Origin of the sequence: Streptomyces sp. NPDC047117, from assembly GCF_040643545.1 — a bacterium.
Taxonomy (GTDB): domain Bacteria; phylum Actinomycetota; class Actinomycetes; order Streptomycetales; family Streptomycetaceae; genus Streptomyces.
Genome location: NZ_JBEYUN010000027.1, coordinates 57,710 through 77,938 on the forward strand (window position 1 = coordinate 57,710; position 20,229 = coordinate 77,938).

The window sequence follows — 20,229 nt, forward strand, 5'->3', positions numbered from 1 at the left end:
CGGCAACAATGGAACGGGCGTCCGGTGAACGGTGCGGGACGGTTGTGGGTGTGGGGGTGGGGCCCGTGAGCCGAGGGAAGAGGCGCATCCGGCGACGGAAGCCGGATGCGCTGCCGGTGACGCGCAGCGAACGGCTGATGTTCGGCGGCGCGCTGCGGTACGACCTGTCGTTCACCCGGCACGAACAGCCGCTGCTGCGGCTGACGTTCTGGCAGATGGCGCGGCAGTTCCCCGCCATGGCGGGCCTCGTGGCGAAGGCCGCCTGGCGGGAGGACCCCCGCGCCCTGCTGGCGCTGCTCGGCGCCGAGGTCGGGCAGGGCCTGACCCGCGCGTTCGTCCTGGTGGCCACCAACCGGGTGCTGGTCGCGCTGTTCGCCGCCGGACCGACCGTGGAGCGATTACGCGAGGCGTTGCCGGCACTGCTCGCCGGCTGCGCCGTCGCGGCCGTGGCCGCCCTGCTCTCCGCCGTGTCGGTCGCCGCCTCCGGACGGCTGGAGCCCAAGGTCGAACGGGTCTGCACCGCCCGCTTCTACCGCGGTGCCGTCCGGGTGGAGCTGGCGGCCCTGGAGGACAAGGACTTCCACCGCACGCTGGACGCCGGGCGCTTCGGCACCGACTCCGTCCGCATGATGCTCCGGTCCTCCGTCACGGTCGTCAACGCCCTGATCGCGCTGCTCGCCTCCGCCGCTGTACTGGCCCTCCTGCATCCGCTGCTGGTCCTGATGCTGGTACTGATCGCCGCGCCCAAGGGCTGGGGCGCGGTCCTCTCGGCCCGCCGGCAGTACGCCTCGCGGCACGCCTGGATCGAGCACCGGCGCGCCATCTCCGTCGTCACCCAGAAGATCACCGACCACGACTGCGCGCCCGAACTGCGCGTGCACGGCGCGGGCCGGATGCTGACCGACGCCTACGACGACATGTCGATGACGATGGAGCGGGAGCAGCAGCGGCTGGCCACCGCCGAGGCCGCCACCCAGACCGCGGCGGCCGCCGTCTCCGGCCTCGCCACGCTCGCCGCCTACGGCGTCCTGTGGCTGCTGCTCACCGGCGGCGGCATGCCGCTGGCCGTGGCCGGCACGGCGGTGATCGCGGTACGCAGCGCCGGCGCCGGCCTCACCGCCCTCGTCCTCCAGGTCAACCGCCTCTACGAGGAGGCCATGTACCTCAAGGACCTCCAGGACGCCTGCGAGGGCGCCGAGCGGCAGGCCATCCCGGCCGGCGGCACCCCGGTCCCGCGGCCGCTCACCGAGATCCGCCTGGCGGACGTGACCTTCAGCTACCCCGGCGCGCCCGAGCCCGCGCTGCGCGACATCAGCCTGACCATCCCGCGCGGCCGGGTCGTCGCCCTGGTCGGCGCGAACGGCTCGGGCAAGACCACGCTCGCCAAGCTCGTCGCGGGCCTGTACCTGCCGACCGCCGGACGGCTCACCTGGAACGGCGTCGACCTGCGCGAGGCGGACAGGGATGCGGTGTTCGACCAGGTCGCGGTGCTCGGGCAGGACTTCCCGCGCTGGCCGATGACCGCCCGCGCCAACGTCCACATCGGCCGCAGCGACCAGCGGCCCGACCAGGAGCGCATCGAGCGGGCCGCGGCGGAGGCGGGCGCCGCCGAGGTGGTCGGGGGGCTGCCGCACGGCTGGGACAGCCTGGTCGTCAAGGGCTTCGAGCGCGGCACGGACCTCTCCGGCGGCCAGTGGCAGCGCCTGGGCGGCGCCCGCGCCCGGTACCGCGGCGCCCCGCTGCTCATCGTCGACGAGCCGACCGCGGCCCTCGACCCGCAGGCCGAGGTGGAGGCCTTCCGGTCGCTGCGCTCGCTCGCCGACGACGGCACCACCGTCCTGCTGATCACCCACCGGCTGGCGGCCACCGCCACCGCCGACCTGATCTACGTACTGGACCGCGGCCGGCTGGCCGGCGCCGGCACCCACCGCGAGCTGATGTCCGTACCGGGCGGCCTGTACCGCGCCATGTACGAACTCCAGGCCGCGCAGTACGGCATGGACACCACGACGGACGGCACGCCGCCGACCAACGGCGTACCGCGGCCCAGGAACGCCGGCACCGGTCCGGACGCCTCCCATGTCGACCGCGTCCAGGGGTAGCGCCCCGCGCCGCCTGCCGCCCGCCCCGCTGCGCCCACGTCTCGGCCCGCTCGCGAGCACGCTGCGGGACGTCCTGGGGTGTCTCGGGGTGATCGTGGCCGCGGTGCTGGTCTCGCTGGTGTGCGTGCTGCTGTCGCAGGCGTTTCCGCAACTCGCGGAGATCTCGCCCTGAGCGGACGGGACCGGTTGTGCCGACTACCGACCGCTCTACGCCTGTAGATCTCCACATTCTTGACACATCATCACACCGTAATGGTCACCCAGTGGGAATCGTGGCGGTGGCAGGCTGCCTGCGGCCGGTCATTCGCCGGCCGGCCCCGGCCCGCACCCCCCACACTTCCGCGGACCGGTCCACGCGCATGGGGGAGAGGACACACTCGTGGACATATCCCGTACCACCGCTCGGCGCAGAATCGTCACGGCACTCTCCGGTACCGCGCTGCTCGCGCTGGCCGTCCAGGTCCCGGCCACCGCGGCGCCCGACCCCGCCACCCACCACGGCAGCACCGCCGCGTCCGCCACCACCGCGTACGACGACACGTACTACAAGGACGCGGAGGGCAAGACCGGCCAGGAGCTCAAGTCCGCGCTGCACGGCATCATCAGCTCCGGCGTCAGCAAGCTGAGCTACGACCAGGTCTGGGACGCCCTCAAGGTCACCGACCAGGACCCCAAGAACTCCTCGAACGTCATCCTGCTCTACACCGGCCGCTCGCAGAGCAAGGACGACAACGGCGGCGACCCCGACCAGTGGAACCGCGAGCACGTCTGGGCCAAGTCGCACGGCGACTTCGGCACCTCCACCGGCCCCGGCACCGACATCCACCACCTGCGGCCGACCGACGTCTCGGTCAACAGCACCCGCGGCAACAAGGACTTCGACAACGGCGGCAGCGAGGTCGGCGAGGCGCCCGGCAACTACACCGACGGCGACTCCTTCGAGCCCCGCGACGCGGTCAAGGGCGATGTCGCCCGCATGATCCTCTACATGGCCGTGCGCTACGACGGCGACGACGGCTTCGCCGACCTGGAGCCCAACGACAAGGTGGACAACGGCTCGGCGCCCGCCATCGGCCGCCTCAGCGTCCTCAAGACCTGGAGCGAGCAGGACCCGCCGGACGACTTCGAGAAGAACCGCAACCAAGTCATCTTCGACAAGTACCAGCACAACCGGAACCCGTTCATCGATCACCCGGAGTGGGTCGACGCGATCTGGTGATCACCGTCCGTCGCGGCAGGAGCCGATGAGGCCGTTACTCGATCACTCGTCCGGGTGACTCCTCCGTTGACCCGCTTTTCGGGTCGCCGGATGGGTAGTTCCCGGAGGCACGCCGGGGGGCGCGGGCATCCGTGAGGGTGCCCGCTACGCCTGCCCCCCGGCACCGTCGAGAAAGGCCGGGGACCCGTGACACAGCCCTTCCATCTGCCGGACTTCTACACGCCGTATCCGGCACGCCTGAACCCGCACCTCGAAGCCGCCCGTACCCACAGCAGGGCATGGGCGCGCGAGATGCAGATGCTCGAGGGGTCCGGCATCTGGGAGCAGCGGGACCTCGACGCGCACGACTACGCCCTGCTGTGCGCCTATACCCACCCCGACTGCTCCGCCGAAGACCTCGCCCTGGTCACCGACTGGTACGTCTGGGTCTTCTTCTTCGACGACCACTTCCTGGAGATCTTCAAGCGCTCCGGCGACCGCGAGGGCGGCAAGGCCTACCTCGACCGGCTGCCCGCCTTCATGCCGCTGGACCTCGCCGAGGGCATGCCGGAGCCGACCAACCCCGTCGAGGCCGGCCTCGCCGACCTGTGGACCCGTACCGTCCCCGCGATGTCCCCGAAGTGGCGCGAGCGCTTCGCGGAGAGCACGGTCAACCTCCTCAACGAATCCCTCTGGGAGCTGTCGAACATCAACGCCCACCGGGTGGCCAACCCGGTGGAGTACATCGAGATGCGCCGCAAGGTCGGCGGCGCGCCCTGGTCGGCCGGGCTGATCGAGTACGCCGCCCGGGCCGAGGTCCCCGCCCGCATCGCGGCCTCCCGCCCGTTGCGGGTGCTGCGCGACGCCTTCTCCGACGCCGTGCATCTGCGCAACGACATCTTCTCCTACCAGCGCGAGGTGGAGGACGAGGGCGAGCTGAGCAACGGCATCCTCGTCCTGGAGCGGTTCCTGGACTGCTCGACCCAGGAGGCCGCCGAGGCCGTCAACGACCTGCTGACCTCCCGGCTCCAGCAGTTCGAGCACACCGCGCTCACCGAACTGGAGCCGCTCTTCGCCGAGTACGCCCTCGGCCCCGAGGAGCAGGCCGCCGTCCTGGCGTACGTGAAGGGTCTCCAGGACTGGCAGTCCGGCGGCCAGGAATGGCACATGGTCTCCAGCCGGTACATGAACGGCGCGGGGGAGGACGGCGCGTCCGGCACCCCGCCGCGCTTCTTCTCGCTGCCGCTGGGCGCCCTGGGCCTGTCCGCGCTGAACGTCACGCAGGGGGTGCCGACGACGGCGCGCGCCGAGGCCGCCCGCGCCCGCACCTTCACGCACGTTCCGTTCCAGAAGGTCGGGCCGTCCCGGCTGCCGGACTTCCGGCATCCGCTGCCCGGCCGGCTCTGCCCGCACCTGGACACCTCCCGGCGGAACCTCGTGGAGTGGGCGGACCGGATGGGCATCCTGGCGGAGCAGCCCGGCATTCCCGGTTCGCACGTCTGGACCGAGGAGCAGCTCCGCGACTACGACCTGCCGCTGTGCTCCGCCGGCCTGGACCCGGACGCCACCCTGGCGGAGCTGGACCTCAGCTCGGCGTGGCTCGCCTGGGGCACGTACGGCGACGACTACTACCCTGCGGTGTTCGGCCGCCGCGGCGACCTGGCCGGCGCCAAGGCCATGGACGAGCGGCTGGCGGCCTGCATGCCGCTGGACTGCGCCCCGCCGCCGCCCGCCACGCACGCGCTGGAGCGCGGCCTGGCCGACCTCTGGCAGCGCACGGCGGGCCCGATGAGCCCGGAGAACCGCCGCCGCTTCCGCGACGCGGTGCGCGTGATGACCAGGAGCTGGCTCTGGGAGCTGGACAACATGGTCCAGAACCGCATCCCGGACCCGGTCGACTACATCGAGATGCGGCGGCACACCTTCGGCTCCGACCTGACGATGAGCCTCTCCCGGATCGGCCACGGCAAGAACGTGCCGGACGAGCTGTACGCGAGCGGGCCGTGGCAGGCCCTGGAGAACGCCGTCATCGACTACGGCTGCCTGGTCAACGACGTCTTCTCGTACCAGAAGGAGATCGAGTACGAGGGCGAGGTGCACAACGCGATCCTCGTCGTCCAGAACTTCTTCGACGTCGACTACCCCACGGGCCTGCGCATCGTCGAGGACCTCATGAACGGCCGGCTGGACCAGTTCGAGCACATCGTGGCGAACGAACTCCCCGTGCTGTACGACGACTTCAAGCTGCCGGCGGAGGCCAGGCAGGGCGTCGCCGACTACATTTCCGAGCTGCGCGACTGGATGTCCGGCATCCTGCGGTGGCACTACGACTGCCGCCGCTACAGGGAGCAGGACCTCCGCCGCCACCACGGGACGCCGGAGCCGGTGTCCGGTCCCGTCCCCCGGAGCCTGTCGGCGCCCGGCGGAATCGGTACTGCGGCCTTCCGGGTACCGCGGCCGGAGCCGGTGGGCTGACGCGTCCGGGCAGGAGAAAGGGCCTGCCCGGCGGTCCGCCGGGCAGGCCCGCACCCGCTCCTCAGGGCAGGATCTTCTCCACGGCCGCGCGCCCCTCGTCGGCGAGCTTGCGGCGTGCCCATTCCAGATTCTTGGGCGTGACATCACGCCCGGTCGCCATCACCAGGTCCTCCGGGCTCACGTCCGCCGCCGGACCGCTGTGCAGACTGCGGTCCGGGGTTCGGAGATCGTCGGGCTCGGGCCGGGATTTTCTGTCCATGCCGCCTCCTCGCGCCTCACGGTTGCCCTCCATGTTCCCGGCATACCGCCTCATATGCACCCTGAAGCGCGGAGTGACCATGCGTACTCACCGGGCACCGTGAGTGATGAAGGGAGGGATCGTGTGTACGGGCGACACGCCGGTTCCCGCGCGGTGGCGACGGCGGTATTGCCCGGCCGGGTGTCATGCTTCTACCGTCTGTGAATCCGGTCGCACTCTACGTGTGTAGAACGGCCGTGACGCGTGACGCGGTGTCAGGGACGGCAAGGCTGGTCGGTGCCCGGGTGACGATGCGCGCGGGCCCCTGCTCCCGTCCCGGCCGGTGCCGGGGAGCTGCTGGTGGAAGGGGACGGGACTGTGAGTCGTACGGTCATCCGCGGCGGGCTGGTCATCACCGCCGCCGACGAGATCCATGCCGATGTCCTGGTCGAGGGCGGCCGGGTGGCCGCGCTCGCCGCGCACGGGCAGGAGGCCGCGCTGGGCTGGACCGAGTCCGCCGACCGGGTCATCGACGCGACCGGGAAGTACGTGATCCCGGGCGGCGTGGACGCCCATACGCACATGGACTTCCCGTTCGGCGGGACCGCGTCCTCCGACACCTTCGAGACCGGCACCCGGGCCGCGGCGTGGGGCGGCACCACCACCATCATCGACTTCGCCGTGCAGTCCCGCGGCAAGTCGCTGCGCGAGGGGCTGGACCAGTGGCACGCCAAGTCCGACGCGCAGTGCGCCGTCGACTACGCCTTCCACATGATCCTCTCCGATGTGAACGAGAACAGCCTGAAGGAGATGGACCTTCTGGTGGCCGAGGGGGTCACCTCCTTCAAGCTCTTCACGGCCTACCCGGGTGTCTTCTACAGCGACGACGGCCAGATCCTCCGCGCGATGCAACGGGCCGCCGGGAACGGCGGGCTGGTGATGATGCACGCCGAGAACGGCATCGCCATCGACGTACTCGTCGAACAGGCGCTGGCCGAGGGCCGGACCGATCCGCGCTACCACGGCGAGGTGCGGCGCGCGCTGCTGGAGGCGGAGGCCACGCACCGCACGATCCAGCTCGCCCGGGTCGCCGGCGCGCCGCTCTACGTCGTCCACGTCTCGGCCGAGGAAGCCGTCGCCGAGCTGACGCAGGCCCGCGACAAGGGGCTCCCCGTCTTCGGCGAGACCTGCCCCCAGTACCTCTTCCTCTCCACCGACAACCTCGCCGAGCCGGACTTCGAGGGCGCGAAGTACGTCTGCAGCACGCCGCTGCGGCCGCGCGAACACCAGGCGGCGCTCTGGCGCGGGCTGCGCACCGACGACCTCCAGGTCGTCTCCACCGACCACTGCCCCTTCTGCTTCGTCGGCCAGAAGGAGCTGGGCCGCGGCGACTTCTCGAAGATCCCGAACGGCATGCCGGGCGTCGAGAACCGCATGGACCTGCTCCACCAGGCCGTACTGGACGGCCACATCAGCCGCCGCCGCTGGATCGAGATCGCCTGCGCCGCGCCCGCGCGGATGTTCGGGCTGTATCCGAAGAAGGGCACGATCACGCCGGGCGCCGACGCGGACATCGTGATCTACGACCCGCAGGCCGAACAGGTGATGTCGGCCGAAACCCACCACATGAACGTGGACTACTCCGCGTACGAGGGGCGGCGGGTCACCGGCCGGGTGGAGACCGTCCTCTCCCGCGGCGAACTCGTCATCGAGGACCGCGAGTTCACCGGCCACGCGGGCCACGGCCAGTACACCCCGCGGGCCACCTGCCAGTTCCTCTCCTGACCGCGACCGGCCCCTCCGGGACGTCAGTCGTCATCACCGGCTCTACATCAGGGAGTTGAAGAGATGGACTTCGGAGTCGTCCTGCAGAACGATCCGCCCGCCTCCGCCGTGGTCGGGCTCATGCGCCGCGCCGAACGGCAGGGCTTCCGCTACGGCTGGACCTTCGACTCCGCCGTGCTCTGGCAGGAGCCGTTCGTCATCCACAGCCGCATTTTGGAGCACACCGACCGGCTGATCGTCGGCCCGATGGTCACCAACCCCGGCACCCGCACCTGGGAGGTCACCGCCTCCACCTTCGCCACGCTCAACGACATGTACGGCAACCGCACCGTCTGCGGCATCGGCCGCGGCGATTCGGCGATGCGGGTCGCCGGGCGGAAGCCGAACACCCTCGCCCGCCTGGGCGAGGCCATCACCGTCATCCGTGACCTCGCCGAGGGCCGCGAGGCCACCGTGGACGGCAACTCCGTCCGGCTGCCGTGGGTACGCGACGGCAGGCTGCCGGTCTGGATGGCGGCGTACGGGCCCAAGGCCCTGGCCATGGCGGGCCGGGTCGCCGACGGCTTCATCCTCCAGCTCGCCGACCCGTTCCTCACCGAGTGGATGGTCAAGGCGGTACGGGACGCCGCCGCCGAGGCCGGACGCGATCCGGACGCGCTGACGATCTGCGTGGCGGCGCCCGCGTACATCGGCACGGACCTGGCCCACGCCCGCGAACAGTGCCGCTGGTTCGGCGGCATGGTCGGCAACCACGTCGCCGACCTGGTGAGCCGCTACGGCGAGCACTCCGGCATGGTCCCGGAGGAGCTGACCGCGTACATCAAGACCCGCGAGAAGTACGACTACGCGCACCACGGCCGGGCCGGCAACCCGGACACCGCCTTCGTCCCCGACGAGATCGTCGACCGCTTCTGCCTCCTCGGCCCGCCCGAGGCCCACATCGAGAAGCTGCGCGCCCTCCGCGCCCTCGGCGTCGACCAGTTCGCCCTCTACGCCATGCACGACAGCAAAGAAGCCACCATCGACACCTACGGCACCGACGTCATCCCGGCACTGGCGGCGGAGTGAGAACCCCCGCCGTGTCCTCGGACGGCCGTGACGAAGGGCCGCCCGACACGGGCGGCCGGGTCGAACTCCCCCCGGACGAGATACCCGCCGACGGCCGCTTCAGCAACGCCGACCTGCTCCCCGTGCCCGCCGCCGACCGGCACTGGACCACGTACAACTTCGCCGCCCTCTGGGTCGGCATGGCCCACAACATCCCGTCCTGGACGCTCGCCTCCGGCCTGGTCGCGCTCGGCATGGACTGGAAGCAGGCGGTGTTCACCATCGCCCTCGCCAACGTCATCGTGCTGTTCCCCATGCTGCTCACCGGGCACGCGGGACCCAAGTACGGCATACCCTTCCCGGTCCTGGCCCGCGCCTCCTTCGGGCTGCGCGGGGCCAACCTCCCGGCGCTGCTGCGGGCCGCCGTGGCCTGCTGCTGGTTCGGCATCCAGACCTGGATCGGTGGCCAGGGCATCTACATCCTGCTCGGCAAGATCTTCGGCGGCGGCTGGGAGAAGGCGACGCCGGTCGCCGGGTACCCCTGGACGCTCTGGCTCTGCTTCGTCGTCTTCTGGGCCCTCGAACTGGCCATCATCGCGCGCGGCATGGAGACCCTGCGCCGCTTCGAGAACTGGGCGGCGCCCTTTGTGCTGGTCGGCGCGGTCGTCCTGCTGGTCTGGATCGCCGCGAAGGCGGGCGGCCTCGGCCCGCTCCTGGACCAGCCGAGCCGGCTGGGCTGGGGCGCGGACTTCTGGCCGGTCTTCTTCCCGTCCCTCATGGGCATGATCGGCTTCTGGGCGACGCTGTCCCTGAACATCCCCGACTTCACCCGCTTCGGGGCCGGTCAGCGCGCCCAGGTCCGGGGCCAGACGCTCGGCCTGCCCACCACGATGACGGCCTTCGCGCTCCTCTCCGTCCTGGTCACCTCCGGCTCCCAGGCGGTGTACGGCGTGCCGGTCTGGGACCCGGTGGCCCTGGCGGGCAAGGCCGACAATGTCTTCGGGCTGCTCTTCGCGCTGGTCACGGTCCTGATCGCGACGATCAGCGTCAACATCGCGGCCAATGTCGTCTCCCCGGCCTACGACCTCGCCAACCTCGCCCCGCGCGTCCTGACCTTCCGCAGCGGCGCGCTGATCACCGGCGTGATCGGCGTCCTGGTCTTCCCCTGGAAACTCACCGCCACGCCGGAGCTGTACATCTTCACCTGGCTCGGGGTGGTGGGCGGGCTCCTCGGCACCGTCGCGGGCATCCTCATCGCCGACTACTGGATCATCCGCCGCACCGTCCTGGACCTCGCCGGCCTCTACCGGCCGGGCGGCCGCTACTGGTACACGGCCGGCTGGAACTGGCGTGCCCTCGTGGCGTTCGGCCTGGGCGGGCTGCTCGCCGTGGGCGGCTCGTACTCGCAGCCGGGGAAGGGCCCCTTCCCGGCGGACGGGCTGATCCCCTTCCTCCGGCCGCTGGCGGACTACGGCTGGGCGGTGGGCCTGACGGCGTCGCTGGCCGTGTACGCGGTGCTGATGGCGGGGGCGAGGGGCGCCCGGACAGCGGGCGGGGTCACGGCACCCGGGCCGTCCACTCCGGGTCGCTGAACTTCTCCGTCGCCAGTGCGCGTGCCCGGGCGAACTCCTCGTCGGTGACCGTGCCGTCCGTGCCGCCGTAGCGGGTCCGGAAGGAGGTGATCATGCGGGCGATGACCTCGGCGCGGGGCAGGCCGGTCTGCCGGCGGAGCGGGTCGACGCGCTTCTTGGCGCTGGTGGTGCCCTTGTCGGAGAGCTTCTCCTTGCCGATGCGGAGCACCTCGACCATCTTGTCCGCGTCGATGTCGTAGGACATCGTCACGTGGTGGAGCACGGCCCCGGAGCCGGTGACCATCCGCTTCTGGGCCGCGCCGGCGATCTTCCCGGCGTCCGTCGCGATGTCGTTGAGCGGCTTGTACCAGGCGTTGATGCCCATGTCGCCGAGGGCCGCGAGCACCCAGTCGTCGAGGTAGGCGTAGCTCTCCGCGAAGGTGAGGCCGTGGACGAGGGACTCGGGGACGCAGAGCGAGTAGGTGATGGTGTTGCCCGGTTCGACGAACATCGCGCCGCCGCCGCTGATCCGGCGGACGACCGTGATGCCGTGCTTCTCGGCGCCCGCCGCGTCCACCTCCTTGCGCAGCGACTGGAAGCTGCCGATGATCACGGCGGGGCGGTCCCACTCCCAGACGCGGAGCGTCGGCGGGCGCCGCCCCTCGGCGACCTCGGTGGTCAGCACCTCGTCCAGCGCCATGTGCAGCGCGGGCTCCTGCGGCGGCTCGTGGATGATCTGCCAGTCGTGATCGGTCCAGTCGGTGGCCCGGGCGACGGCCCGGCGTACCGCGATGCCGACCGCCTCGGCGGTGAAGCCGATCAGTGCGACGCCGGCGGGCAGCGCCGCCTCGATGCGGTCGGCCAGGCCCCGGGCGCCGGTGTCGGCGGGGGCGCCCTCCAGGGCCGCGTTGATGTCGAGCAGCGCGTCGTCCGGCTCCAGGAAGAAGTCCCCGGCGACGCGGACGTCGCGCAGCGCGCCGTCCGTGACGTCCAGATCGACGACGACCAGCTTGCCGCCGGGCACCTTGTACTCACCGTGATGCCTGCTCTGCACGGCGCTCACCCTCCACGTCCTCGCGGGCCGTCCGACCGGCCCACCGCCCGGACAACCGTATCGCCGGGGCCGTCATTCCCGGCAAAGGGGGCGATGTCGAGGTACGTGGAGGCGTGGCGCGCCGGGGGCATCAGCCCATGCGGAGCGGGGGCGTATCAATCCCGGTCGGGCGCCAGGCCGGCGAGCAGCCGGGGGAGTGCCTCACCGATCGGGTCGCGGATGACCTCGTCGGCGAGCGCGTCGTAGGGGGTCGGTTCGGCGTTGACGATGATCAGGCGGGCGCCGTGCTCGGCGGCCAGGCCCGCGAGCGAGGCGGCGGGCTGTACCGACAGGCTCGTGCCGACCGCGACGAAGACGTCGCAGTTCTTCGCGACCGTGACCGCCGCGCCCAGCACCTCGGGGTCCAGCCGCTCGCCGAACATCACGGTCGCCGACTTCATGATCCCGCCGCAGTCGAGGCACTTCGGGTCCGGCTCGCCGGCGGTCACCCGCGCCAGCGCCTCGGTCATCGGGGTCCGCGCGCCGCACTGCGTGCAGAGCGCGGTGCGCGCGGTGCCGTGCAGCTCCAGGACCTTGCGGTCGGGCGTCCCGGCGAGCTGGTGGAGGCCGTCGACGTTCTGGGTGAGGACGCGGACGGAAACGCCGGAGCGCTCCAGGCGCGTGACGGCCTCGTGCGCGGCGTTCGGCCGGGCCCGGAGCGCCGGACCGTCGCGCCGCATCAGCCAGGACCGGCGCCGGATCTCGGGGTCGGTCATGTAGGAGTCGTACGTGACGAGCTTCTCGGCCTCGGGGTCGCGGCGCCACACCCCGTTCGGCCCGCGGTAGTCGGGGATGCCGGAGTCGGTGGAGATCCCGGCGCCGCTGAGGAGGGCGACCAGAGGGCGCCGGGCCGCGGCGTCGGGGGAGTCGACCGTGCTGCTCATGCGGCCAGCGTACGCAGCGCGGGGCGGGTCCCGGCGGGGGAGACGGGCGAGTTGCCGGGTCCGGTTATTTAGATGTAACCAGAAACTGCCCAAGATCCGGGACAACCTCTTGCCGGTCATCTGTATGCGAAATACGGTCTGCTGCATTCGCTCGTCGTGATCGTTCTCGACCGCATCGCCATGCGAGTCGACCGTTCACGTTCGCACCACTCACGCAAGTTGATCGTTCGCCGTCTGCACCATTCATGCGGGAGGTAGGGCCACGTGCGCCGAACAGCGGCTCTTCTGGGGGTGGCCGGCCTACTGGCCGGAGCTACGGGATGCGGGTCGCTGACCTCCGCCGCCACCGAGGTGGGCGGGGAGCGGATGACCGACCCGCGCCCCGTACGGGACGGCGGCACCCTCACCGTCGCCCTCAAGTCCGACCCCGACAAGCTCGACCCGACCCTCGCCCAGACCCTCGTCGGCCGCACCGTCTTCGCCGGCATGTGCGAGAAGCTGTACGACACCGACCGCACCGGCAAGGTCGTGCCGCAGCTCGCGGCGGCCCTGCCGAAGACGTCGGACGGCGGCCGGACCGTGACCATCGCGGTGCGCCACGGCCTGACCTTCAGCGACGGCACGCACCTCGACGCGGCCGCCGTCGCCCGCTCCCTCGAACGCCACCGCACCCTCCCCGGCTCCGCCCGCGCCACCGAACTCGGCCCGCTGGTCAAGGCCGAGGCGGCCGGCCCGTACACCGTCCGCATCCGCCTCAAGGAGCCGTACGTCCCGCTCACCGGCGTGCTCGCGGACCGCGCGGGGATGGTCATGTCCCCGAAGGCGCTGACGAAGTACGGCAAGAACTTCACCAACCACCCGTCCTGCGTCGGCCCGTTCAAGTACGTCGAACGGGTCGCGGGCGACCGCATCGTCCTCGCCAAGGACCCGCGCTACTACGACGCGGACAAGGTCCGCCTGGACCGCGTCGTCTACAAGACGATCACCGACGGCAACGTCCGGCTGGCCAACCTCCGCTCCGGTGACGTGCAGGTCGGCGACCAGATGGGCCCGGTGGAGGTGCGCAGCTCGCTCACCGAGTCCAAGCTCCAGCTCTTCAACTCGCCCTCGCTCGGCTACCAGGGCCTCGGCTTCAACACCGGCAACGTGCACGGCACAGGGCAGAAACCCGGCAGGCTGCACACCGTGATCGCCCGCGAGCCCCGCGTCCGCGAGGCCTTCGCGCTCTCCCTGGACCGCGAAGTGATCAACAAGGTCGTCTTCCAGGGCATGTACGACCCGGCCTGCGGCCCCGTCTCGCCCGAGTCGGCCATCGCGCCGGGCAAGGCGGGCTGCCCGCCGCGCGATCTGCCGCGCGCCAAGCGGCTGTTGAAGGAGGCCGGCGTCGAGCTCCCCGTCCCGCTCGAACTGAAAGTCTCCACCTCGCCCGAGGACAGCCGGCTCGGCCAGGTGATCCAGGCGATGGCCCGCGAGGCCGGCTTCGACGTACGGCTGCGGCCCGTGGAGTACGCGACGCTCCTGGAGGAGACCGACGCCGGGAACTTCGAGGCGTACGTCAGCGGCTGGTCCGGGCGGCTCGACCCGGACGGCAACATCGCCTCCTTCGTCGGCACCGCCGGCGCCATGAACACCTACGGCATCTCCGACCCGGCCCTCGACCGGCTGATCGCCGAGGGCCGCACCACCCAGGACACGGCGGACCGCGCCCGTATCTACGGGCAGCTCACCGACCGCATCCGGGACCAGCACGCCCTGATCTACCTCTACCGGCAGAAGAACTACGTCGTGGCACGGAAGGACGTGGCAGGCGTACGCGTCTACGGCGACGGCCTGGTGCGCGTGAAGGATGCGGGGTACGTCCGATGAACTGCTCCACGGCTGCGGGGTGCGCCCGATGAGCCGCTACCTGCTCACCCGGCTGCGCCAGTCCCTGATCACCCTCTTCCTCGTCAGCGTCGTCGTCTTCGCCGGCATCCGCGCCCTGCCCGGCGACCCGGCGCTCGCGCTGGCCGGCGAGGAGCGCAGCCCCCAGGCGCTCGCCGCGATCCGCGAGGCGTACGGCCTCAACGACAACATCGTGGTCCAGTACGGCCGGTTCGTCGGCCACGCCCTCACCGGCGACCTCGGCACCTCGGCCCGCACCGGCCTGCCCGTCCTGGACTCCATCCTCAGCGCCCTCCCGGTCACGCTCGAACTGGCCGCGCTCTCCCTCCTCCTGGCCGTCGTCCTCGGCATCGGCGCGGGCGTGCTCGCGGCCGTCCGGCGCGGCAGGGCCACCGAGTGGCTGGCCAACGCCGTCGCCCTGCTGGGGCTCTCCGTCCCCACCTTCTGGCTCGGCATCGTCCTCGTGCTGGCCTTCGCCATCGCCGTACCGGTCTTCGCGGCCTCCGGCTACGTGCCCTTCGGCACCGACCCGCTGGACAACCTGCGGCGCATGGTCCTGCCCGCCGTCGTCCTCGGCTCCGGGCTCGCGGCCGTCGTGATGCGGCAGACCCGCGGCGCGATGCTCGACAACCTCTCGGCGGACTACGTGCGGACAGCGCGCGCCAAGGGCCTCTCGCGCCGCCAGGTGGTCGGCGGGCACGCGCTGCGCAACAGCCTGGTGACGGTGGTGACCGTCCTCGGTCTCCAGCTCGGCCACCTGATCTCCGGCGCCGTCGTCACCGAGCAGATCTTCGTCCTGCCCGGCTTCGGCAAGCTCACCATCGACGCGGTCTTCACCCGCGACTACACGATGCTCCAGGGCGTGGTGCTGTGCACCTCCGCCGCCTACATCCTCGTCAACCTCGCGGTCGATGTGCTCTATTCGGTCATCGACCCGCGGATCCGGCTCGGAGGCGCACGATGACAGCCACCCCGGACACCACCACCTCCGCTGCCACGGACTCCCCGGCCGCTCCGGACGGGCCCGCCGCGGCGCCACGCGCCGGCACCCTGCGCACCCGCCTGCGCGCCCTGCGCAGGAACCGGCTCGCCCTCACCGGCGCCGTGATCGCCGCGGTCTTCGTACTGGCCGCGCTCTGCGCCCCGCTGATCGCCCCCTACGACCCCGCGCGGCCCGACTTCGGCTCGGCCCTCGCGCCGCCCTCCTGGGCGCACTGGCTCGGCACCGACGACCTCGGCCGCGACCAGCTCTCCCGGGTGATCCACGGCGCCCGCGCGTCCATGCAGGTGGGCCTGCTCGCGGTACTGCTCGCCTTCCTCGTCGGCGTACCGCTGGGCCTGGCCGCGGGGTTCTACGGCAAGTACGCCGACTCCGCCGTCTCCCGGCTCACCGACACCCTGCTCGCCTTCCCCTTCCTCGTCCTGGCCGTCGGCCTCGCGGCGATCCTCGGCCCGTCCCTGCTCAACGCCACCATCGCCATCGGCATCTCGCAGGTGCCCGCGGTGATCCGTATCGCCCGCGCCGAGACGCTGCGCCTGAAACACCTGGACTACGTGGGGGCCGCGCTGGTCAACGGTGGCGGCGACGGCACCGTCCTCTTCCGGCACATCCTGCCCAACGCCACCTCCGCCTTGATCGTCCAGGCCACGGTCGGCATCCCCGCCGCGATCATCAGCGAGGCGCTGCTGAGCTTCCTCGGCCTCGGCGTCCAGCCCCCGGCCCCCTCGCTCGGTGTGATGCTCTCCGGCGCCCAGCCCTTCCTCGGCCCCGCGCCCTGGCTGGCGGTCTTCCCCGGCCTCGCCATCGTCGCCGCGACGCTCGCCTTCAACCTGCTCGGCGACGGCCTGCGGGACGTCCTCGACCCCCGTGGAGCCACCCGATGAGCACCGCGCATTCCATGGACCTCGCGCCCCGCACGTCCGAAGCGCCCGTACTGAGCGTCCGCGACCTGTCAGTCTCCTTCCGCTCCGACACCCGTACCGTGCACGCCGTCGACTCCCTGTCGTACGAGGTGGCGGCCGGTGAGGTGCTCGCGATCGTCGGCGAGTCCGGCTGCGGCAAGTCGGTCACCTCCATGGCCGTCATGGGCCTGCTGCCGTCCAGTGCGACCGTCACCGGGTCCGTACGGCTCGGCGGCCGGGAGCTGGCCGGGGCGGGGGAGAAGGAGCTGGCGGCGGTCCGCGGCAAGGACCTCGCCATGATCTTCCAGGAGCCGATGACCTCGCTGAACCCGGTCCTCACCATCGGCCGGCAGATCGGCGAGGTGCTCCGCCGCCACCAGGGCCTCAGCCGGAAGGAGGCCAGGGAGAGGGCCGTCGAGCTGCTCGCGCTGGTCGGCATCCCCGCGCCGGAACGCCGGGTGGCGGAGTACCCGCACCAGCTCAGCGGCGGCATGCGCCAGCGCGTGATGATCGCCATCGCGGTGGCCTGCGACCCGGCCGTCCTCATCGCCGACGAACCGACCACCGCGCTGGACGTCACCGTGCAGGCCGGCATCCTCGAAGTCCTCCAGTCGCTGCGCGAACGCCTCGGTACCGCCATCGTCCTGATCACCCATGACCTGGGCGTCGTCGCCGACGCCGCGGACCGGGTGCTGGTGATGTACGCGGGCCGGGCCGTCGAACAGGCCCCGGTGGACGAGCTGTTCACCGCGCCCCGGCACCCGTACACCCGCGGCCTGCTCAGCGCCGTGCTCCGGCCCGGCCAGGAGGGAAAGCGCCGGCTGCCGGAGATCCCGGGGCTGGTCCCGAGCCTGACCGTCCAGCCGGACGCCTGCACCTTCGCCGAACGCTGCGCGCACGCGGACGAACGGTGCGGCACCGCGCGGCCCGTGCTGACGCCCGAGGCGGGCCACCGGGTCGCGTGCTGGCACCCCGTCCCCGCCGCCGCACCCGAGGAGGCCGCCCGATGAGCGCCGTACAGGAGATCCCGGCCCCGCGCGAGGAAGGGCCGGGCACCTCCGCACACGAAGCGGACGCCGCGCCCGTCCTCGAAGTGCGCGACATGGAGCGCCACTTCACCACCTCCGGCGGCACCGTACGGGCCGTGGACGGCGTCAGTCTGACCATCGGACGCGGCGAAGTCCTCGGCCTGGTGGGGGAGTCCGGCAGCGGCAAGTCCACCGTCGGCCGCTGCGTGGTCCGGCTGGACGAGCCGACCGGCGGCAGCGTCGCCCTCAAGGGCACCGACATCACCCACCTGTCGCGCCGCGCCCTGCGCCCGCTCCGCACCGACATGCACCTGGTCTTCCAGGACCCGTCCTCCTCGCTCGACCCGCGCATGACCATCGGGCAGATCGTGGCCGAGCCGCTCCGGCTGCACCGCCTCGTCCCGCGCTCCGGCCTGCGGGCCCGCGTCGAGGAACTGCTCGGCCAGGTCGGGCTGCGCCCCGAACACGCCGACCGGCACCCGCACGAGCTGTCCGGAGGCCAGCGCCAGCGCATCTCGCTCGCCCGCGCGCTCTCCGTCGGCCCGGACCTGCTGATCGCCGACGAGCCGACCTCCGCGCTGGACGTCTCCGTCCAGGCCTCGGTCCTCAACCTCCTCGCCGACCTCCAGCGGGACCGCGGCTTCGGCTGCCTGTTCATCACCCACGACCTGGCCGCCGTGGAGTTCCTGGCGGACCGCATCGCCGTGATGTACCTGGGCCGCATCGTCGAGGAGGCCCCGACGGCCGGGCTGTTCGCCGAGCCCCTGCACCCGTACACGCAGGCGCTCCTCTCCGCGGCCCCGGTACCGGACCCCGCCCTCCAGCGCACCCGCGAACGCATCGTCCTCAGCGGCGACCTCCCGAGCCCCCTCGCCCCGCCCCCGGGCTGCCACTTCCACACCCGCTGCCCGGTGGCGGTGGAACGCTGCCGGACTGATTCCCCCGCACTGCGGGAGCTGCCGGGGGACCGGAGGGTGGCGTGCCACCTGGCAAATTGAGCCCGTCCGGCGTTTGAGGACGAGCCCGGGGGGCGATCCCGGCGCGCCACCGCATCACCCGCACCGAGCCACCGACAGGAGCAAGCTTGTTCACCACCCGTCCCACCCTCAACGGAACATTCGGGATGGCCTCCTCCACCCACTGGCTGGCGTCCCAGTCCGCCATGGCGGTCCTGGAGGGCGGCGGCAACGCCTACGACGCCGCGGTCGCCGCCGGCTTCGTGCTGCACGTCGTCGAGCCCCACCTGAACGGCCCGGCCGGCGAGGTCCCGATCATCCTGGCCCCGGCCGACGGCCCCGTACAGGTGCTGTGCGGCCAGGGCCCGGCCCCGGCCGGCGCCACCGTCGCGCACTACACCTCCCTCGGCCTCGACCTCGTCCCCGGAACGGGCCCGCTCGCCGCCGCCGTACCGGGCGCGTTCGACGCCTGGATGGTGCTGCTCCGCGACCACGGCACGAAGACGCTCGCCGAGGTCCTGTCGTACGCCATCGGGTACGCGCGCCACGGCCACCCGGCCGTCGAACGCGTCGGCGAGACCGTGGAGACCGTCCGCGAGCTCTTCGAGAACGAGTGGACGACCTCGGCCGAGGTGTACCTGCCCGGCGGCCGTTCCGTGGCCCCCGGCGGGCTGCTGCGCAACCAGCCGCTCGCCGACACCTGGGAGCGGCTGATCCGCGAGGCCGGGGCCGCGGGCACCGGGCGCGAGGCCCAGATCGACGCGGCCCGCCGGATCTGGCGCGAGGGCTTCATCGGCGAGGCGATGGCGGCGTCCGCCGCGCGCCCGGCCATGGACACCTCCGGCGAGCGGCACGCGGGCACCCTGACCGGCGACGACCTGGCCGCCTTCCGGGCCACGTACGAGGCGCCGGTGACGTACGACCGGAACGGCTGGACCGTCGCCAAGGTTGGCGCCTGGTCGCAGGGCCCGGCCTTCCTCCAGCAGCTCGCGCTGCTCCCCGAAGAGCTGCCCGCCCCCGGAAGCCCCGACTACGTCCACACCCTCGTCGAGGGCACCAAGCTGGCCATGGCCGACCGCGAGGCCTGGTACGGCGACGCGGACGGCGCCGACGAGGTACCGGTGGAGACGCTGCTCTCCCCGGAGTACAACGCCGAGCGCCGGGCGCTGATCGACGGCACCGCCTCGTACGAGCTGCGTCCCGGCCGCCCCGGGGGCCGCGTCCCGCGCCTCAGCAAGCACGCGGCGGCGGTGGCCTCCGGAGCGGAGGGCTTCGACGCACTGGGCGTCTCGGTCAGCGGCGCCGGCGAGCCGACCGTGGCGAAGGGGACCGGCGCCGCGGTACGGGAGGCAGGGGCCCCGCCCGCCGTCGCCCCCGAGGTCGACCGCAGCGGGGCCACCCGCGGCGACACCTGCCACATCGACGTCGTCGACCGCTGGGGCAACATGGTCTCGGCGACGCCCTCCGGCGGCTGGCTGCAGTCCAACCCGGTGATCCCCGGCCTGGGGTTCCCGCTCGGCACGCGCCTGCAGATGGCCTGGCTGGAGGAGGGACTGCCGAACTCCCTCACCCCGGGCCGCCGCCCCCGCACCACCCTCACGCCGTCCCTCGCGCTGCGCGACGGGGTGCCGGTGATGGCCTTCGGTACGCCCGGCGGCGACCAGCAGGACCAGTGGCAGCTGCACTTCTTCCTGGCCGTGGCGGAGCGCGTCCCCGTGCGCGGCGGGCTGGACCTCCAGGGGGCCATCGACGCGCCGAACTGGCACACCGACTCCTTCCCGGGGTCGTTCTTCCCGCGTGCCATGCGGCCGGGCAGCGTGACCGTGGAGTCCCGGATCGGCGGCGAGGTCGTCGAAGGGCTGCGGGCACGTGGTCACGACGTGACCGTGGGTGACGCCTGGTCCGAGGGACGCCTCTGCGCGGTCGCCCGCGATCCGGAGACCGGCGTGCTCTCCGCGGGCGCGAACCCGCGTGGCATGCAGGGGTACGCCGTCGGGCGCTGAGCCCCCGGGACGGCCCGCCGCCGGCACCTCCGTGCCGCGGCGGGCCGTCGCTCGTGCGCGCTC

Annotated in this window: 16 protein-coding genes; 13 read left to right on the plus strand and 3 right to left on the minus strand. The window is 72.2% G+C overall.

All coding sequences use genetic code 11. The annotated features are described in order from the left end of the window. Positions 1-116 precede the first annotated feature (116 nt). The 4 genes from ABZ840_RS34595 (at position 117) to ABZ840_RS34610 (ending at position 5,775) form a co-directional block, all read left to right on the plus strand. The gene (locus ABZ840_RS34595; protein WP_361566984.1) at positions 117-2,102 is read left to right on the plus strand and encodes an ABC transporter ATP-binding protein; all 1,986 of its coding nucleotides are present in this window, start codon (positions 117-119) and stop codon (positions 2,100-2,102) included. Then, the gene (locus ABZ840_RS34600; protein WP_361566986.1) at positions 2,080-2,274 is read left to right on the plus strand and encodes a hypothetical protein; all 195 of its coding nucleotides are present in this window, start codon (positions 2,080-2,082) and stop codon (positions 2,272-2,274) included. The genes ABZ840_RS34595 and ABZ840_RS34600 overlap by 23 nt, the downstream gene beginning before the upstream one ends. A gap of 207 nt (positions 2,275-2,481) precedes the next feature. Next, positions 2,482-3,321 (plus strand): endonuclease, encoded by an 840-nt coding sequence (locus ABZ840_RS34605; RefSeq protein ID WP_361566988.1) that lies wholly within the window; start codon positions 2,482-2,484, stop codon positions 3,319-3,321. A gap of 186 nt (positions 3,322-3,507) precedes the next feature. Next, entirely contained in the window at positions 3,508-5,775 is a 2,268-nt protein-coding gene (locus tag ABZ840_RS34610) for a terpene synthase family protein (protein ID WP_361566990.1), read from the plus strand. Positions 5,776-5,836: 61 nt separating this feature from the next. On the opposite strand, the gene ABZ840_RS34615 is transcribed toward ABZ840_RS34610, so the two are convergent. Then, positions 5,837-6,034 (minus strand): hypothetical protein, encoded by a 198-nt coding sequence (locus tag ABZ840_RS34615; protein ID WP_361566993.1) that lies wholly within the window; start codon positions 6,032-6,034, stop codon positions 5,837-5,839. Positions 6,035-6,391: 357 nt separating this feature from the next. Here ABZ840_RS34615 and hydA point away from each other — a divergent pair, with 357 nt between their 5' ends. From hydA to ABZ840_RS34630, 3 genes are all read left to right on the plus strand, one after another. Next, positions 6,392-7,798 carry a dihydropyrimidinase gene (gene hydA / locus ABZ840_RS34620; protein WP_361566996.1) on the plus strand — a complete coding sequence of 469 codons (1,407 nt, stop codon included), beginning with the start codon at positions 6,392-6,394 and terminating at the stop codon, positions 7,796-7,798. A 63-nt stretch (positions 7,799-7,861) separates the two neighbouring features. Continuing rightward, positions 7,862-8,866, plus strand: coding sequence for a TIGR03842 family LLM class F420-dependent oxidoreductase (locus ABZ840_RS34625; RefSeq protein ID WP_361566999.1), 1,005 nt, complete (start codon positions 7,862-7,864; stop codon positions 8,864-8,866). A gap of 11 nt (positions 8,867-8,877) precedes the next feature. After that, a complete protein-coding gene (locus ABZ840_RS34630) occupies positions 8,878-10,437 on the plus strand; it encodes an NCS1 family nucleobase:cation symporter-1 (protein ID WP_361567002.1) in 1,560 nt (519 codons plus the stop codon). Here ABZ840_RS34630 and ABZ840_RS34635 read toward each other — a convergent pair. Then, a complete protein-coding gene (locus tag ABZ840_RS34635; protein ID WP_361567005.1) occupies positions 10,403-11,470 on the minus strand; it encodes a biotin/lipoate A/B protein ligase family protein in 1,068 nt (355 codons plus the stop codon). The two genes, ABZ840_RS34630 and ABZ840_RS34635, sit on opposite strands and share 35 nt — an antisense overlap. Positions 11,471-11,625: 155 nt before the next feature. After that, on the minus strand, positions 11,626-12,393 hold the full coding sequence (locus ABZ840_RS34640) for a Sir2 family NAD-dependent protein deacetylase (RefSeq protein WP_361567008.1): 768 nt from the start codon (positions 12,391-12,393) through the stop codon (positions 11,626-11,628). 303 nt (positions 12,394-12,696) lie between these two features. Between ABZ840_RS34640 and ABZ840_RS34645 the strand changes: the two genes are divergently transcribed. From ABZ840_RS34645 to ABZ840_RS34670, 6 genes are all read left to right on the plus strand, one after another. Continuing rightward, positions 12,697-14,259 (plus strand): ABC transporter substrate-binding protein, encoded by a 1,563-nt coding sequence (locus ABZ840_RS34645; RefSeq protein WP_361567044.1) that lies wholly within the window; start codon positions 12,697-12,699, stop codon positions 14,257-14,259. Positions 14,260-14,287: 28 nt separating this feature from the next. Next, positions 14,288-15,241: an ABC transporter permease gene (locus tag ABZ840_RS34650; protein ID WP_361567010.1), complete on the plus strand. Its 954-nt coding sequence runs from the start codon at positions 14,288-14,290 to the stop codon at positions 15,239-15,241. Then, positions 15,238-16,161, plus strand: coding sequence for an ABC transporter permease (locus ABZ840_RS34655; RefSeq protein ID WP_361567013.1), 924 nt, complete (start codon positions 15,238-15,240; stop codon positions 16,159-16,161). The genes ABZ840_RS34650 and ABZ840_RS34655 overlap by 4 nt, the downstream gene beginning before the upstream one ends. After that, positions 16,158-17,189: an ABC transporter ATP-binding protein gene (locus ABZ840_RS34660; RefSeq protein WP_361567016.1), complete on the plus strand. Its 1,032-nt coding sequence runs from the start codon at positions 16,158-16,160 to the stop codon at positions 17,187-17,189. Before ABZ840_RS34655 ends, ABZ840_RS34660 begins: the two co-directional genes overlap by 4 nt. 92 nt (positions 17,190-17,281) lie before the next feature. After that, positions 17,282-18,205: an oligopeptide/dipeptide ABC transporter ATP-binding protein gene (locus ABZ840_RS34665; RefSeq protein WP_361567047.1), complete on the plus strand. Its 924-nt coding sequence runs from the start codon at positions 17,282-17,284 to the stop codon at positions 18,203-18,205. 86 nt (positions 18,206-18,291) lie between these two features. Continuing rightward, positions 18,292-20,166 (plus strand): gamma-glutamyltransferase, encoded by a 1,875-nt coding sequence (locus tag ABZ840_RS34670; RefSeq protein WP_361567019.1) that lies wholly within the window; start codon positions 18,292-18,294, stop codon positions 20,164-20,166. The last annotated feature ends 63 nt before the right edge of the window (positions 20,167-20,229 follow it).

Excerpts from the sequence above, each read along its gene's own strand:
- ABZ840_RS34655 (WP_361567013.1), top strand. The coding sequence starts at position 15,238 with ATGACAGCCACCCCGGACACCACCACCTCCGCTGCCACGGACTCCCCG.
- ABZ840_RS34665 (WP_361567047.1), top strand. The coding sequence starts at position 17,282 with ATGGAGCGCCACTTCACCACCTCCGGCGGCACCGTACGGGCCGTGGAC.
- ABZ840_RS34650 (WP_361567010.1), top strand. The coding sequence starts at position 14,288 with ATGAGCCGCTACCTGCTCACCCGGCTGCGCCAGTCCCTGATCACCCTC.
- ABZ840_RS34615 (WP_361566993.1), bottom strand. The coding sequence starts at position 6,034 with ATGGACAGAAAATCCCGGCCCGAGCCCGACGATCTCCGAACCCCGGAC.
- ABZ840_RS34640 (WP_361567008.1), bottom strand. The coding sequence starts at position 12,393 with ATGAGCAGCACGGTCGACTCCCCCGACGCCGCGGCCCGGCGCCCTCTG.
- ABZ840_RS34600 (WP_361566986.1), top strand. The coding sequence starts at position 2,080 with ATGTCGACCGCGTCCAGGGGTAGCGCCCCGCGCCGCCTGCCGCCCGCC.
- ABZ840_RS34625 (WP_361566999.1), top strand. The coding sequence starts at position 7,862 with ATGGACTTCGGAGTCGTCCTGCAGAACGATCCGCCCGCCTCCGCCGTG.
- ABZ840_RS34660 (WP_361567016.1), top strand. The coding sequence starts at position 16,158 with ATGAGCACCGCGCATTCCATGGACCTCGCGCCCCGCACGTCCGAAGCG.